Origin of the sequence: Amycolatopsis sp. MJM2582, assembly GCF_000754115.1 — a bacterium.
Lineage (GTDB): Bacteria > Actinomycetota > Actinomycetes > Mycobacteriales > Pseudonocardiaceae > Amycolatopsis > Amycolatopsis japonica.
Genome location: NZ_JPLW01000002.1, coordinates 289,225 through 304,856, shown reverse-complemented (window position 1 = coordinate 304,856; position 15,632 = coordinate 289,225). Strand labels below are relative to the sequence as shown.

Genomic DNA, 15,632 nt, shown 5'->3' with positions numbered 1-15,632 from the left:
TGACAGCCGTCGCGATCCCGAGATGAGGCTTGAAGATGAGCAGCACTTGGTCCCCTGCCGTGCGCCGCCGGATGTTCTGCCTGCTCCTTGCGGGCGGACTCACCCTCGGGGCGGCCGCCTGCGGTTCCGGCTCCGGGGAAAGCACCGGGGGCAAGGTCAAGATCACCGTGACCGGGCAGCCCCCGACCAGCCAGCCGTTCGAACGCGGCGTGTTCGACGCCGACGTCAAGGAGTTCGAGGAGAGCCACCCGGACATCGACATCGAGCCGCACGAAGGGTTCATGGACCCGAAGACGTTCTCCGCCAAACTCGCCGGCGGGCAGCTCGAAGACGTCTACTACGTCTACTTCACCGACCCGGCGCAGATCATCGCGCGCCGCCAGGCCGCCGACATCACCGAAGCGGCCAAAGGCCTGAAGAACTTCGGCGACATCAAACCGGAATTACTGGACAACTTCCGGGATGCCGACGGCAAGCTCTACGGCCTCCCGACGATGAACTACAGCATGGGCCTGCTCTACAGCCGCCCGCTGTTCCAGAAGGCCGGGCTCGACCCGAACAAACCACCGCAGACCTGGGACGAGGTCCGCGCGGCCGCGAAGAAGATCGCCGCACTGGGCAACGGCACCGTCGGATACGCCGACTACAGCAAGAACAACCAGGGCGGCTGGCATCTGACCGGCTGGCTCTACTCCATGGGCAGCGAGGTCGCCCGCAAGGACGGCGACAAATGGGTCGCCGCCTTCAACAACGACAAGGCCAAGGCCGCCCTGAACCAGTTGCGCGCCATGCGCTGGGAAGACGACACCATGGGCAGCAAGCAGTTGCTCGAAGCCCAGGACGTCCAGCGCATGATGGGCGCCGGCCAGCTCGGCATGTACATGGCCGCCCCGGACAACGTCCCGGTGCTGGTCAAGCAGTTCAACGGCAAGTACGAGGACTACGGCGTCGCGGGGATGCCGGGTGGGCAGGGCACGCTGCTCGGCGGCGAGGGCTACATGATCAACCCCAAGGCCTCGCCGGAGAAGATCAAGGCGGGCTTGGAATGGGTCCGCTGGAAGTACCTCAACCCGGAACGTTTCGAGAAGCACGTCCAACAGTACGTCGACGGCAAGCAGCCGGTCGGGCTGCCCGCCGAGCCGACCCCGGACGTCTGGCAGGGCGCCGTGCGTGATCAGCAGCTCGCGGTGAAGGCCAAGCACGCCAACGTTCCCGCCGAGAACTACCAGTCCTATGTGGACGCGAGTTCGCGGATCGAGGGCAGTATCGAACCACCGAACGCGCAGCAGGTCTACGCCATCCTCGACAGCGTGATGCAGGCGGTGCTCACCGATCGGAACGCGGATGTCGCTCAGCAGCTGTCGTCGGCGGAGTCGAAGGTCAACAGTGTCCTCGCCCAGGTCAAGTAGCGTCCTCGACTGGCCCGCGACAACGTCGTCGCGGGCCGGTCGGCCGGTCGCCTCGGCGGCCGGACGCCGCCGGAACCGGATGCGCCGCAAGCTCAAGGAGAACGTCACCGCATACGGCCTGCTGTGCGCCGCGCTCGTGGTGTTCGCCCTGTTCTCGTGGTATCCGATCGTGCGCGGGGTGCTGCTGAGCTTCCAGCAGGTCGACTTCGTCAACCCGCCGACGTGGGTCGGCTTCGATAATTTCACCCGCCTGTTCGAAGACCCGCTGTTCGGCATCGCCTGGCGCAACACCCTGTTGTTCACCGCGCTCGCGCTGGTCTTCGGGTTCGTGGTCCCGTTCCTGACTGCCGTGCTGCTCAACGAACTGCGGCACGCCAAGGCGTTCTTCCGGCTCGCGGTCTACCTGCCGGTGATGCTGCCGCCGGTGGTCACCGCCCTGATGTGGAAGTGGTTCTACGACCCGGGCGCCGGCCTGTTCAACTCCGCGCTCGGCGCCGTCGGCCTGCCCGGCGGCCAATGGCTGGACTCGAGCGACACGTCGATGCTGTCGCTGGTGTTCGTGTCGACGTGGGCGAACATGGGCAGCACCACGCTGATCTATCTCGCCGCGCTCGGCACCATCCCCGGCGAACTCTACGAAGCCGCGGAACTGGACGGCGCGGGCCTGTGGAAACGCCTGATCCACGTCACCCTGCCGCAGACGAGGTTCGTCCTGTTGGTGCTCCTGCTGCTGCAGGTGGTCGCGACCATGCAGGTGTTCACCGAGCCGTACGTGATGACCGGCGGCGGACCGGACGACTCCACCGTCACCGTGCTCCTGCTGTTGTACCGCTATGCCTTCGTCTACAACGACTTCGGCTCGGCCAGCGCGTTGAGCCTGCTGCTGTTCGTCGCGCTCGGGGTGTTCTCCGCGTTGTACGTGCGCCTGACCCGGAAGGCGGATGAGTCATGAGGACGCTCGTCTCCCCCAGCACGCTTCGCAGCCCCGGCGGCAAGATCGGGTACGCCGTGATCTTCGCCTGCACGCTGCTCCTGTTCGTCATCGCGTTCCTGTTCCCGCTGTACTGGGCGGTGACCGGCGCGATGAAATCACCCCAGGAGCTGGCGCAGACCCCGGCGACGTTCATCCCGAACGAGTGGCATCCGGAGACCTTCGCCGACGCGTGGGACCAGCTGAGCCTCGGCAAGTACTTCCTCAACACCGTGATCGTCGCCGGAGGCGCCTGGCTGGCTCAGCTGGCCATCGACGTCCCCGCGGCGTTCGCGTTGTCGAAGCTGCGGCCGAAATTCGGCAACGTCGTGCTCGGGCTGATGCTCGCGACGTTGATGCTCCCCGCCGCGGCCCTGCTCGTACCGACCTACGTGACGATCACCGACCTGCCGCTGCTGGACCTCAACCTGATCAACTCGCCGGCGGCGGTCTGGCTGCCCGCGGCCGCGAACGCGTTCAACATCTATCTGCTGAAACGGTTCTTCGACCAGATCCCCGACGAGCTGATCGAGGCCGCCCGGCTCGACGGCGCCGGACCGGTGCGCACGCTGTGGCGCATCATCCTGCCGATCTCCCGGCCGATCCTGGCCGTGGTCTCGATCCTCGCGGTGGTGGCCGCGTGGAAGGATTTCATCTGGCCGCTGCTGGTGTTCCCGGACACCGAAAAGCAGACGCTGTCGGTGATGCTGCAGCGCGTGGCCATCGACATGCCGCTGAACGTGCTCGTCGCGGGCATGGTCCTGGCCAGCCTGCCGATGGTGGCGCTGTTCCTGGCGTTCCAGCGGCATATCCTCGCCGGGCTCACCGCCGGCAGTCTCAAAGGCTGACTCTCGCCGCATTCGGGGTTTCCACCAACGATTGGGAGGGCATTTCGTGACCGCATCAGGGCAGTCCGCCGGATGGTGGCGGAGCGCGGCGATCTACCAGGTCTACCTCCGCAGTTTCGCGGACGGGAACAGTGACGGCGTCGGCGATCTCGCCGGTGTCCGCGCGCGGCTGGACTACCTGGCCGAACTGGGGATTGACGCGATCTGGTTCACCCCGTGGTATCCGTCGCCGATGGACGACGGCGGCTACGACGTCGCCGACTTCCGGGAGATCGACCCGCTTTTCGGCACCCTCGCCGAAGCGGAGGAACTCATCGCCGCGGCCCATGCCAAGGGGATCCGCGTGATCATCGACATTGTGCCGAACCACTGCTCCGACGAGCACCGCTGGTTCGCCGAAGCACTCGCCGCCAAGCCCGGATCGCCGGAGCGGCAACGGTTCTGGTTCCGGCCGGGCCGCGGACCGGACGGCTCGGAGCCGCCGAACAACTGGAAGTCGCGCTTCGGCGGCTCCGCCTGGACACGGGTCCCGGACGGCGAGTGGTATCTGCATCTGTACAGCTCGCGCCAGCCCGATTTCAACTGGGACAACCAGGAGATCCGCGCCGATTTCGAGGACGTGCTGCGGTTCTGGTTCGATCGCGGGGTCGACGGGTTCCGCATCGACGTCGCCGACGGGCTGGTGAAGGACCCCCGGCTGCCCGACGTCGACCCGGGCGACGAGACGCCGTTCTCCGATCAGGAGGGGCTGCACGAGATCTACCGGTCGTGGCGCAAGATCGCCGACAGCTACCCGGGCGACCGGGTCCTGGTCGGCGAGATGTGGCTGCCGGACATGTCCCGCGCCGCGCGATATCTGCGCCGCGACGAACTGCACGCGGCGTTCAACTTCGATTTCCTGGTGTGCCCCTGGGATTTCGCCCGGTTCAGGGATGTCATCGGGCGGACGCTGGCGGCGCACGAGGAGGTCGGCGCGCCCGCGGCGTGGGTGCTGTCGAACCACGACGTCACCCGGCACGTGACCCGGTACGGTCGCGCGGGCGACACCGGTTTCGCGTTCGCGGACCGGCTGCACGGCACCCCGGTGGACCGCGAGCTCGGGACCCGCCGGGCACGGGCGGCGGCGTTGCTGACCATGGCGCTACCCGGTGGTCTCTATGTCTACCAAGGGGAAGAGCTCGGCCTGTGGGAGATCGAGGACATCCCGGACGGACTCCGGCAGGATCCGGTGTTCGCCCGGACCAATGGCGCCGATCCCGGCCGTGACGGTTGCCGCGTCCCGCTCCCCTGGTCCGGTGACGCGCCGCCGTTCGGTTTCGGCAGCGGCGGGACGTGGCTGCCCCAGCCTGAGGAATGGCGTTCCCGCACGGCGGAGGCGCAGGCGGCCGAACCGGCGTCGATGCTCCGGCTCTACCGCTCCGGTCTGCGTCTTCGGGACGAACTTCCCGCGCTCGGCCCCGGTGAACTGGAATGGCTGGAGCTGGGCGACGGTGTGCTCGCGTTCACCCGGGAGCCTGGCTTCACCTTCGTGCTGAACTTCTCGGACAAGCCCGTGCCGCTGCCGCCGCATCGTGACGTACTCCTGGTCAGTGGCCCGGTCGACGGAGAACTCCCGACGGACACGGCGGTGTGGCTGCTCACCTGATCACCGGCCGGTCGTGACCCGGCTGATCCGGCCGCGTATCCGTGCGCGGCCGGCCGGGTCACGCCACCGGAGGTGCCTGTCGAGCACCTCGCGGAGCACACCGCCGAGGACGAGGCCGTGGGTGGCGGTCTCGACGCAGGGGTGGTCGCGGAGCCAATCGAACAGCTCCGACGAGCGTCCTCCCGGTAGCACCGACCGGAGGAGGTCTTCGGTGGTGTGCTCCGCGTGCGCGCACACGTACAGGGCCCAGCGGTGGGCCTCCGTCGGCAGATCACCGGCCAAATGGGCGTAGACGGTGTCCACCACGTAGCGTGCCGCGTCCGCTCGCGGTGATCTGCTGACTTCGGCGGCCAGAGAGAGCGCGAACGGGTTGCCCGCGGCGAAGTCCACAATGGACTTCCGGAGTTCCAGCTCGACGCCGCGCGCTTCGAGCAGCGCCGCGGACTCGTTGTCACTCAAGGGTTCGAGCCGCCGGATCGTGATCCGGCCCGACCACGCCGGATCGACCAGCAGGGTGGCGTCCGGACCGGTCCGGTCCGCGATCACGACCGTGACGTCTCCGGGCAGGCGTCGCAGGACCGCCGCCGGATCGTCGAGCCCGTCGAAGAGCCGCACGGGTCTGCCCATGGCCGCCGCGTCTTCGGCGAACTTCCGGAGCAGGGTCGATTTCCCGATTCCGGGGGCACCGGTGAGGAACAGCACCCCACCTCTCGCGAGCAGCCGCCGGAATTCCGCGCGTTCGCGTTCACGTCCGACGAACAGCGGGTCCGGTTCGCGGAGTGCGGGCGTCTGCTCGTCCTCGGCACGAAGCACTTTCTCGTGCAGTGCCCGCAGTTTCGGCCCCGGACGGACCCCGAGTTCCGCGTCGAACAGGTCGTGGATCGCCCGATAGAGCTCCAGCGCCTCGGCGCGACGTCCGCCCCGATGGAGGGCCAGGAGATAGATCTCGTACAGCGGTTCTTCGAGCCGATTGCGCTCGATCAGCGCGGGCACTTCGGCCATCACCTCGTCGTGTTCCCCGAGTTCGAGGCGCAGCCGAAGCAGCTCCTGAGTGGCCGTCAGCTTCAGCCGTTCCAGGCGCGAACGCTCGTGTTCCGCCGCTTCGCCGGGGACGCCGGCCAGCGCCGTTCCGGTCCACAGCCCGAGCGCCCGCTCCAGCAGTTTCGCCGCAGTCTCCGCGGTGTGCGCCTGACGCGCGCTCTCGATCAGCCCGGCGAACTCGACCGCGTCCACCTCGAAGCGATCCGGATCCAGCCGGTAGCCACCGGATCGCGAAACGATCGCCGAACCCAGCCCCTGCAAGGAGAGCAGCCGCCGGAGCCGGGAGATGTAGGTCCGGATGACGGCCTCGCCGGTCGCGGGCGCCCGCTCGCCCCAGAGCCCGTCGATCAGCTCACCGGTCCGGACGAAACTGCCCGCGTTGGCCAGCAGCAGCGTCAGCACCGCCTGCTGCTGGGGCGAGCCGAGGTCCAGCTGGGTGCCGCCACTGGTGAATCCCGGCGGGCCGAGCACGGTGAAGCGGTACCGGACTTCCTGCGGCAGAGGGGACATGAGCGGAAAGGTAGGCGGGTCCCGACCGCGGCGGCGACCGTCGGGCGACGTCACCGGCGTACGTCGTCCACCGATGACGTACAGGAATGACGTCATCCGACGGTCGCCGAGGTCAGGGCCGGATTCCTACGGTTGCGGCATGTCTGAAACCACGTACACCGCCGTCGCCACTTCGACCGCGGAAGGCCGCAACGGCGGCCGCGCGACCTCCGACGACGGCGTGCTCGACGTCGGCCTCGCCGTCCCGAAGGCCTTCGGCGGCTCCGGCGACGGCACGAACCCCGAGCAGCTGTTCGCCGCGGGCTGGGCGTCCTGCTTCGTCGGCGCCGTCCGCCGTGTCGCGGGCGTCAAGAAGGTGAAGCTGGAAGACCTCGCGGTCGTCGCCGAGGTGACGCTGCACCACGACACCGACGCGGGCGAGTTCCACCTGAGTGCCGCGCTGCACCTGGAGGCCACCGGTATCGACCAGGCCACCGCCGACGAACTGGTCCAGGGCGCGCACCAGGTGTGCCCGTACTCCAAGGCGACGCGCGGGAACGTCGAGGTCACGCTGGACGCCACCGTCGCGTGAGCCGCGGCCCCCGGATGTCATGAAAGGGCCGTTCAGGACACTTTTCGTCCTGAACGGCCCTTTCATGACACGAGGCCCTTGAGCTCCGCCCGCGAACTCACCCCGAGCTTCGGGAAGATCCGGTGCAGATGCGTGCCGACCGTCCGGTGCGACAGGTAGAGCCGCTGCCCGATCTCCCGGTTCGTCAGGCCTTCGGCGGCCAATTGCACGATGCTCAGCTCGTGCGGGGTCAGCTTCTCCCGCGCGTCGGGGCCGCGGTTGGGACTCGACTCCCCCGCGCTCCGCAGTTCACGGCGCGCCCGCTCGGCCCACGCGGTCATGCCGAGCGCGTCGAACGTCTCCCGCGCGGTGCGCAGATGCGCCCGCGAGTCCACCGCGCGCCGTTGCCGCCGCAGCCATTCGCCGTACGCCAGATGCAGCCGCCCGCGTTCGGCCGGCCAGCCGTCGAGCTCCGCCCCCAGCGCGGTTTCGAACAGTTCGTCACTCGGTTCGAGCACGGCGCGGGCGTACCGCAGGCCGATGTGCAAAGCGGGCGCGGGAGTCGTCACGGCGAGCCCCTCCATTTCCGCGACGATCTCCCGTAGGGCCTCGACCTGTCCCGCCCGGACCGCGACCTCGGCGAGTTCCGCGACGAAATAGACGCGCAGCGCCAGCTGGAACGCGGGATCGGCGGGGTCGAACAGACGCCGCAGATCGGCGAACGCGTCGTCGAAGCGGCCTTCGCTCGACGCGGCGATCCCCCTGGCGAGTCGCACGGTCGCCAGTACCGGACGGGCACCGGCGGCGAGCGCGGTCCGTTCGGCCTCGTCGGCCAGCGTCTTGGCCTGTTTGTGCTCACCCCGCAGTGCGGCGATCTCGGCCTGGACCGCGGTGGCGAACCCGTACATGAACGGCTGCCCGGTCTCCTTGGCGAATTTGGCCGCCTCCGCCGCGGCGGGCACCGCCCCGGCGAGGTCGCCGAGCCGGACCCGGCTCCACGCCTGGACGGCCAAGGCGCGAGGCAGCAACCCGAGCCTGCCTTGCGCTCGCAGCCCCGGAGCCGCGGCCGCGGAGAACCGCGCGGCCAGATCGACCGCGCCGACCTGCAGTGACGCGCTGCCGAGAAAGCGGTCGACCTCGGGATCGGCACCGGTGGCGGCGGCGAGTCCGCGCAGCTCGCCGAGCACGGCTTCGGCCCGGTCGAACGGAGCCACGTACGCGGCGACGGCGACCAGCCTCGGATCCGAGTTCTCCACCGGGAGACGGTCCGCGACGGAAAGCAGCGTCCGCCGCGTTTCCGCACCGGGTTCGGCCCAGAAACACCGCATGGCGGCACCCCACAGCACGCGCATCGCCGGATCCGGATGGCCGTCCTCCGCGACCGACTCGGCCAGCCGCGCCAGCTCCGCGATCCGTGAGAGGTCCTCGCGGGCGCCGTCCTCGAATCCGCTGAGCAGCCAGCCCGCCGTCGCCCGTTGCCGTGCCGTGAGCTCTCCCGCGCGTGCGTCCCGGACGAGCCGTTCCGCCGTCTCGCGACCGCCGGATTCGACGGCCAGTTCGGCCGCGCGCAGCAACCGGTCGGCCCGGCGCTCCGGATCGAGGCTCAGCGACGCCGCCTGCTCCAACGCGGCGACGGCGCCCGTCACACCACCGCGATGCCGCGCGCGCTCGGCGGCGTTGTCCAGTTCCCGTGCCACGTTCTCGTCGGCGCCGGTCGCGGCCGCCGCCCGGTGCCATGCGGCGCGATCCGGCTGTCCGCGAAGGATGTCGGCGAGCCTCAAGTGCGCACGTCGTCGTTCCTCGCTCGGCACCGAAGCGGGAATGGCCGAACGCATCAGCGGATGCCGGAACGACACCGTCCTGGCTTCGAGGTCGATCAGCCGGGCTTCCGCGGCGGCTTCCAGCGCCGAGGGCTCGACGTCCTCACCCAGCAGCGTCGACGCCGCCGCGAGGGTGTCGGTGAGCGAGCCGGTTTCGTTGAGCGCGGCGACCAGCAAGGTCGTGCGGGCCGGTTCCGCCAGAGCGGTGAACCGGCCCGCGAACGTGCGCTCGAGCCGCTCGGTCAGGGGCAGCACGGGATCCGAGGTGTCGGTCACGGCCGACGGCAGCTCGGTCAGGGCCAGCGGATTTCCGTCGGCTTCGGCGAGGATCCGGGAGCGGACCGGCGAGGGGATCCCGGGGGCGACGGAGTCGAGCAGTTCGGCCGCCACCTCTTCGGGGAGGCGAGCCAAGTCCATTGAGGACAGTCCCGCGTCGCGCAGCGGCGACGGCTCCCCGTCCCGCAGGGTCGCGATCAGGACGATCGGTTCCGTCTCGATCCGCCGAGCCACGAACGCGAGCACGTCGGCGCTCTCGCGGTCCATCCAGTGGACGTCTTCGGCGACGATCAGCAACGGTTTGGCCGCCGCCTCCTCCGAAAGCAGCGTCAGCGCGGCGAGCCCGACCAGGTACGCGTTCGGCTCCGCCCCTTCGGCCAGCCCGAGTGCCGCCCACAGCGCGGAACGTTGCGGAGCGGGCAGCAGGTCGGCGCCCGCCCGGACCGGGTGGAGCAGCTGATGCAGCGCGGCGTACGCGAAGTTCCGTTCGGCCTCGACGCCGGTCGCGCGCAGAACCCGCAGGCCCCCGAGCGTCGCCGCGGCCACGACCTCCGCGACGAGAGCGGACTTCCCGACGCCCGGTTCGCCCTGGATGAGCACGCCGCCGCAGCCCGCGGCGGGACCGTCGACGAGTTCGGTCAGGTCCTTCAGCTCGGCTTCCCGTCCGAAAAGCGGCATGGTGCGGCATTCCTCCCGTCGGCCTTGGGCGGCCGCCCGTCCGACGATACCCAAACGGTCCGGTTAGGACCGGCGGCGTCCACAGGATGTAGACGGCGTGTCAACACCATCGGCCTAGCTTCGGGAAAGTGATGAGACGCAAGAAGTTGTTCCTGGCGGCGGCACCGCTGGCCGCCCTGCTGCCGCTGGTGCTGACCTCGGTCACCCAGACGGCGCCCGCCCAGGCGGCGGCGACGTCGTGCGCGGCGGTCCCCGTCGCGGCGCCGGACGGGGCGCGGATCGAGTCCGTCCAGGCGACGCAGAAGCCCGGCGGGACCGTCACCTTCCCGCCGACCCCGTTCACGGCGCCCGCCACGATCACCGATGTGCCCGCGTACTGCGAAATCACCGTCACCCTGACCCACGGCACGGCGGGTGACCACGTCAAGGTCGCCATCACGCTGCCTCAGACGGGGTGGACCGGCAGGCTTCAGGCGGTCGGCGGCAGCGCGTACACCGCCGGTGACTTCGGCGCCCCGCTGGTCCAAGCGGTCAAGGACGGCTTCAGTGGCGTGACGACGGACGCCGGCGTCCCCCTGACCTTCCTCGACACGTCCTGGGCGCTCACCTCCCGCGGCGAGATCAACAGGCCTCTCGTGACGAACTTCGCGACCCGGTCCGTGCACGAGGCCGCCCTCATCGGGAAGGACGTGACGCAGAAGTTCTACCAGCGGGAGGTCGCCTACTCGTACTGGAACGGCTGCTCGACCGGCGGTCGTCAGGGCTACTCCGAAGCGCAGCGGTATCCGGGCGACTTCGACGGTGTCCTGGCCAACGCGCCCGCCGTGCACTGGGCCGAGTTCGCGGTCGCGACGCTCTGGCCGCGAGTCGTGCAGAACCAGGAGAAGACCTACCCCGCGACCTGCGTCTTCACCGCCTTCCAGCAGGCCGCGATCAAGGCCTGCGACGGCCGGGACGGGGTCACGAACGGCATCGTCGACCGGCCGGACGAATGCGGTTACGATCCTCGGTCCCTCATCGGCACGAAGGTGCTCTGCGGCGACAAGGAGGTCACCGTCACCGCGGCGGACGCCGAGGTCGTGCGCAAGATCTGGGCCGGGCCGACCGACGAGCACGGACGACGGCTCTGGGCAGGTCTGCCCAAGGGAGCGGATTTCGGCCCGGTGACGACGGCTCCGGGCTTCCCGGTCGCGGTGGGCTGGGTGCAGACGTTCCTGAAGAAGCAGCCCGGGTTCGACACCGAGAAGCTCACCTACCGCCAGTTCGCCGACCTGTTCCGCCAGTCGGTGCGGGAATACGACGACGTCATCGGGACCTCCGACCCGGATCTGTCGGACTTCCGCCGGGCGGGCGGCAAGCTGATCACCTTCGTCGGGACCGACGACCAGTTGATCCCGCCGGGTGGCACGCTGCGGTACCGCCACGAGGTGGAGCGCGAACTGGGCGGCTCGAAGCGGGTGAACGACTTCTACCGGCTGTTCCTCGCGCCGGGTGTCGCGCATTGCGGCGGCGGCGCGGGCGCCACGCCGACGAACGCGCTGGGCGCGCTCGTCGACTGGGTCGAACACGGCAAGGCACCGGCGACCCTGCCCGCGGCGAACGCCGGCAAGACCCGCGATCTCTGCCCGTATCCGCAGGTTTCGCGGTACCGCGGCCACGGTGATCCCGCGGTGGCGTCGAGCTACCGCTGCACCGTCCGCTGAGGTCCGCCAGACCCGTGCCCGTCGTGCCGGCGCCCCCTCCGGCACGACGGGCACTTCCTCACTCTGTGAGAACTCTTTGCCTTACCCCTCAAAAGTACGGTATTGACGACAGTGGACACCGCGACAGCGCATCTCGCGCGGTGGCGCACCACTTCTTCCGAAGACGGCGAAACCGTTGCACCGCAACGAAATCGTCAGCCGGATCGGCACGGAATCTCGCCATATCGCCCCACGTCACAGCCGGGCGATATGACCCAAATGGTATGTACCAGTCGAGTGATACGCCTCGTACGGTCGGGAACGAATCCCCCTCCCCCGCCCGTTTCGAGGAAAGCGTTGAAATGAACAGAAAGATCTTAGCCGCGACCGCAGCGGCCATAACCGGGGCAGGCTTGGTCACCGCCATCGCCCTGACCCCCAGCGCGAGCGCCGGTCAACAAGCCACCGCCGGCGACCAGGCCCAGTCCGAAATGCTGGCCGCGATGTCCCGCGACCTGAAGATCAGCCCCGAGCAGGCCAAGCTCCGGCTCGCGAGCGAGCAGCGTGCCGCGGTCGCCGACAACACGCTGAAGAAGCAGCTCGGCACGTCGTACGCCGGATCGTGGCTGGACTCCACCGGGTCCACGCTCACCGTGGCCGTCACCGACGCCGCCCAGGCCGACCTGGTGCGCGCCGCGGGCGCGACGCCGAAGACGGTCGCTCGCAGCGCCGCCGCCCTCGACGCCGCGAAACTGCGGCTGGACGCGAAGTCCACCAAGGCACCGAAGACCGTGCCCGGCTGGTACACCGACGTCACCACCAACTCGATCGTCGTGCTCGCCAACGCCGGTGGCGAGGCCGCCGCGAAGTCGTGGGCCGCCGAGTCCGGTGTTCCGTCCGATGTGGTCCGGATCGAGGCCAGCGCCGAGAAGCCGCGCGCACTGATCGACATCATCGGCGGCAACGCCTACACCTTCGGCTCGGGCCGCTGCTCCATCGGCTTCCCGGTCGAGGGCGGCTTCGTCACCGCCGGGCACTGTGGCACCACCGGCACCCGCACCTCGAACCCGAGCGGGACCGTCGCCGGCTCCAGCTTCCCCGGCAACGACTACGCCTGGGTCCGCGCCGACGCCGGCAACACCCCGCGCGCGCTGGTGAACCGCTACCCGGGCACCGTGCCGGTGGCGGGTTCTACCGAGGCCGCGGTCAACTCCTCGGTCTGCCGTTCCGGCTCCACCACGGGCTGGCACTGCGGCACCATCCTGCAGAAGAACACCTCGGTCACCTACCCCGAGGGCACCATCACCGGCCTGACCCGGACCAACGTCTGCGCCGAGCCCGGCGACTCCGGCGGTTCGTGGATCACCGGCGACCAGGCGCAGGGCGTCACCTCCGGTGGCTCCGGCAACTGCACCTCCGGCGGCACCATCTACTTCCAGCCGATCTCGGAGATCCTGAGCGTCTACAACCTGCGGCTGACGGTCACCGGCAACCCGCCGTCCAGCACCACCACCACGCCCACCACCCCGACCAGCCCGACGACGTCGAACCCGCCGGGCGGCACCTGGGCGCCGTACACGTACTACGGCTCCGGCGCGACCGCCAGCTACGGCGGCAGCAACTACCGGGTCATCCAGCCGCACACCTCCATGCCCGGCTGGGAACCGCCGAACGTGCCCGCGCTTTGGGAACTCGCCTGACCTGGACCGCCCCCGGCGACCCGACCTCGCCGGGGGCGGCTCCTCCCCTTGACGACGACGCGCGGGCGGCGGATCTCGAATCCCTCGTCCCTCGCGCCCGCCGCGGTGACCCCGCGGCGACGAACGAGCTCATGAGCATCGTCCAGCCGGTGGTCGCGGACTACTGCCGGAGCAGGATGGACGGAACGGACGCGCGGGAGATCGCCGCGGAGGACGTCGCGCAGGAGACCTGCCTCGCCGTGCTCACCGCGCTGCCCACCGCGAAGACGACCGGCGGCTCCTTCCTCGCCGCCGTGCTCGGGATCGCCGCCCGGAAGGTCGCCGCTGCCTTCCGGCGGCGCGCCCGGGACCGATCGGAACCCACACCCGATCCGCCCGAACGCGCGACACCCGAGACCGACGAACCCGAGCGGCTGGCCATCGCCGCCGACGGCCACGACCGGTTGAGGCGGCTGATGAGCACCCTGCCCGGTATCCAGCAGGAGATCCTCCGGTTGCGGATCACGGTCGGGATGACGTCGCCCGAAACAGGGGCGGTGCTTCGGGTGAGCCCCGGTCTGGTCCGGGTCAACCAGCATCGCGCCCTGCACAAACTCCGCACGATCATCAGCGAGGACGACCTGTGATCAGCCCCCTCATCGGTCCCGGGGACGGCCATACCTGGCCGGTGGAAGTCGACGTCCGGCATCTGCGTCTCCTCGACGCGATCGCGTCGGCGGGCAGCATCGCGAAGGCCGCGACCGCGCTCGGGCTCTCCCAGCCCGCGCTGAGCGCGCAGTTGCACCGGGTCGAGAGGGCGCTGGAACGGACGGTGTTCGAACGCGACCGGCACGGCGTGCGGCCCACCGCGCTGGGCGAGGTGCTGCTGAACCACGCGCGGCGCGTGCTGGCCGCGGCGGACGACCTCGAACTGGCGATCCGCCGGTTCCACACCGCGCCGTCGGAAGAGCTGCTCCGGATCGGCGCGCTCCCGACGGTCTTCGCCGAGACGTTGAGCGGTGTGGTCGCCGCGGCCGCACCCGGCCGTCCGGTCGAGTTGCTCGCGATGACCGGCCGGACCGCGTTGTTCTCCGCCCTTCTCGACGGCACCGTGGAACTGGCGCTGTACGTGGATCACCCCGGGCAGGAGATCGTCCCGCCCGAAGGCGTCCACATGCTTCCCGTCGGGACGGAGCCGGTGTTCCTGATCGTGTCGCCGGACCATCCCGTCGCCGGCCGCGGCGAGGTGTCGTTGGCGGAACTCGACGGCTCGGCCTGGCTCACCGCGGCGGGCGGGGACGACGAGTTCCACGATCACCTGACCGATCAGTGCGCCCGGGCCGGGCTCGGCGCGATCACCGTGCGGAAGCTGGAACCGACGGTGCTGCGGCAGGCCCTTCGGCGTGATCCCCGCGCGGTGGCGCCCGCCCAGTCCCTCGATTCCGGCGCCACGATGCCCGGCCCGGTGGTGGCGCTGCGGGGTGTGCCGCTGAGGACGCGGCATATCCTGCTGTGGCGCGATGGTTCACCGGTCGACGTCCCGGCTGTCCGAAGTGGACTGGTGCACGCGATCACCGAGCTGGCCGCGATCCGGCACCGCCTTCCCGAGTGGGCCGCGGCCAATCCCGGCTGGCTCGGAACCTAGCGCTGGATGCAGTCGAGGCCGAGCCCGAACGTCGTGAGCACGTACTGGCAGATGTGCGTCGCATGCGCTTCGTCCGTTTCCAGGCAACCCACGGGGACGCCCAGCAGGTCGACCGCGCACGACGCGTAGAACTGGTTCGGGCTGCCGGGCACCGGGTCCGCGGCGGCGGGCGAGGCGATGACGGCGGCCGAGAACGTGACCGCGGCCGCCACAGCGGCGATTCGAGACTTCATCGTTCTCTCCTTTTCTTCCCCTGGCGGGTCGATGTCCCGCGTATTCCCCGGATCCGGCCGGTTCACCTGCCGATCACCGGAAAGTGTCACGGGTGACGTACACCAATGACGTCGTCCGACGGGCGCCGCCGCACCCAGGCCGGTCCTAACTTGAGTTCATGCCCGCCTTGGGGAAACTCGCCCTCGCCGCCGTTCTGCTCACCGCCGCATGCGGCGCTCCCCCGCCGGCACCCGCACCTCCTGGCGCGGCCGCCGGGTGGTCGCCAGCTCCCGTCGTGCCACTGCCGTCGCAACCGCCGCCTTCGCTGGTCGTGGACGCGCCCTTGCCCGAACAACTGGCGATGGGGCTGGTCGTGCTGCGGTACCGGGCCGAGAACCTCCGGATCGTCCCGGTCTACGGCCCGGCCGCGCTGGACGTTTCGCCGCGGATCGGCCATGTCCACGTGACCGTCGACGACGCCGCGTGGCACTGGGCGGACGGCAGCGGGGAACCGCTGATCATCCAGTCACTGCCGGCGGGGCCGCACAAGGTGTGGATCGGTCTCGCCGATCCGACGCACAAGATCCTCGACGAGAAGACGGTGAACTTCGTCGTTCCCGTCCACAGTGGACACCATTGATGTCCGCCTTCACCCGCCTCTGAAAT

13 protein-coding genes are annotated in these 15,632 nt (G+C 69.9%); 10 read left to right on the top strand and 3 right to left on the bottom strand.

Annotated features, from left to right (window positions below; genetic code table 11):
• Positions 1 to 35 precede the first annotated feature (35 nt).
• Genes ED92_RS11690 through ED92_RS11675 form a run of 4 tightly spaced genes read left to right on the top strand, consistent with a single transcriptional unit; the run spans position 36 to position 4,872 of the window.
• On the top strand, positions 36 to 1,409 hold the full coding sequence (locus tag ED92_RS11690) for an ABC transporter substrate-binding protein (RefSeq protein ID WP_037336841.1): 1,374 nt from the start codon (positions 36 to 38) through the stop codon (positions 1,407 to 1,409).
• Positions 1,387 to 2,361, top strand: coding sequence for a carbohydrate ABC transporter permease (locus ED92_RS11685; RefSeq protein WP_037336839.1), 975 nt, complete (start codon positions 1,387 to 1,389; stop codon positions 2,359 to 2,361). The genes ED92_RS11690 and ED92_RS11685 overlap by 23 nt, the downstream gene beginning before the upstream one ends.
• Positions 2,358 to 3,227 carry a carbohydrate ABC transporter permease gene (locus tag ED92_RS11680; RefSeq protein WP_037336837.1) on the top strand — a complete coding sequence of 290 codons (870 nt, stop codon included), beginning with the start codon at positions 2,358 to 2,360 and terminating at the stop codon, positions 3,225 to 3,227. The genes ED92_RS11685 and ED92_RS11680 overlap by 4 nt, the downstream gene beginning before the upstream one ends.
• Before the next feature lie 46 nt (positions 3,228 to 3,273).
• Positions 3,274 to 4,872, top strand: a complete 1,599-nt coding sequence (locus ED92_RS11675; protein ID WP_037336834.1) for an alpha-amylase family glycosyl hydrolase — start codon at positions 3,274 to 3,276, stop codon at positions 4,870 to 4,872.
• On the opposite strand, the gene ED92_RS11670 is transcribed toward ED92_RS11675, so the two are convergent.
• The gene (locus tag ED92_RS11670) at positions 4,873 to 6,423 is read right to left on the bottom strand and encodes a BTAD domain-containing putative transcriptional regulator (protein WP_037336832.1); all 1,551 of its coding nucleotides are present in this window, start codon (positions 6,421 to 6,423) and stop codon (positions 4,873 to 4,875) included.
• A gap of 139 nt (positions 6,424 to 6,562) precedes the next feature.
• On the opposite strand from ED92_RS11670, the gene ED92_RS11665 reads away from it, so the two are divergent.
• Entirely contained in the window at positions 6,563 to 6,994 is a 432-nt protein-coding gene (locus ED92_RS11665; RefSeq protein ID WP_037336829.1) for an organic hydroperoxide resistance protein, read from the top strand.
• A 62-nt stretch (positions 6,995 to 7,056) separates the two neighbouring features.
• Here ED92_RS11665 and ED92_RS11660 read toward each other — a convergent pair whose 3' ends face one another.
• Entirely contained in the window at positions 7,057 to 9,747 is a 2,691-nt protein-coding gene (locus ED92_RS11660; protein WP_037336827.1) for a LuxR family transcriptional regulator, read from the bottom strand.
• A gap of 131 nt (positions 9,748 to 9,878) precedes the next feature.
• On the opposite strand from ED92_RS11660, the gene ED92_RS11655 reads away from it, so the two are divergent.
• The 4 genes from ED92_RS11655 to ED92_RS11640 all read left to right on the top strand — a co-directional run bounded on the left by ED92_RS11655 (position 9,879) and on the right by ED92_RS11640 (position 14,753).
• Complete coding sequence (locus ED92_RS11655; RefSeq protein WP_037336826.1) at positions 9,879 to 11,450, top strand: tannase/feruloyl esterase family alpha/beta hydrolase; 1,572 nt, start codon at positions 9,879 to 9,881, stop codon at positions 11,448 to 11,450.
• A 341-nt stretch (positions 11,451 to 11,791) separates the two neighbouring features.
• The gene (locus ED92_RS11650; RefSeq protein ID WP_037336824.1) at positions 11,792 to 13,129 is read left to right on the top strand and encodes an alpha-lytic protease prodomain-containing protein; all 1,338 of its coding nucleotides are present in this window, start codon (positions 11,792 to 11,794) and stop codon (positions 13,127 to 13,129) included.
• Complete coding sequence (locus ED92_RS11645; protein ID WP_233629920.1) at positions 13,114 to 13,755, top strand: sigma-70 family RNA polymerase sigma factor; 642 nt, start codon at positions 13,114 to 13,116, stop codon at positions 13,753 to 13,755. Before ED92_RS11650 ends, ED92_RS11645 begins: the two co-directional genes overlap by 16 nt.
• Positions 13,752 to 14,753, top strand: coding sequence for a LysR family transcriptional regulator (locus ED92_RS11640; RefSeq protein ID WP_037336820.1), 1,002 nt, complete (start codon positions 13,752 to 13,754; stop codon positions 14,751 to 14,753). The genes ED92_RS11645 and ED92_RS11640 overlap by 4 nt, the downstream gene beginning before the upstream one ends.
• On the opposite strand, the gene ED92_RS11635 is transcribed toward ED92_RS11640, so the two are convergent.
• On the bottom strand, positions 14,750 to 14,986 hold the full coding sequence (locus tag ED92_RS11635) for a hypothetical protein (RefSeq protein WP_037336818.1): 237 nt from the start codon (positions 14,984 to 14,986) through the stop codon (positions 14,750 to 14,752). The genes ED92_RS11640 and ED92_RS11635 overlap by 4 nt on opposite strands.
• Positions 14,987 to 15,144: 158 nt before the next feature.
• Between ED92_RS11635 and ED92_RS11630 the strand changes: the two genes are divergently transcribed.
• On the top strand, positions 15,145 to 15,606 hold the full coding sequence (locus ED92_RS11630; protein ID WP_235213255.1) for a DUF6130 family protein: 462 nt from the start codon (positions 15,145 to 15,147) through the stop codon (positions 15,604 to 15,606).
• Positions 15,607 to 15,632: the final 26 nt, after the last annotated feature.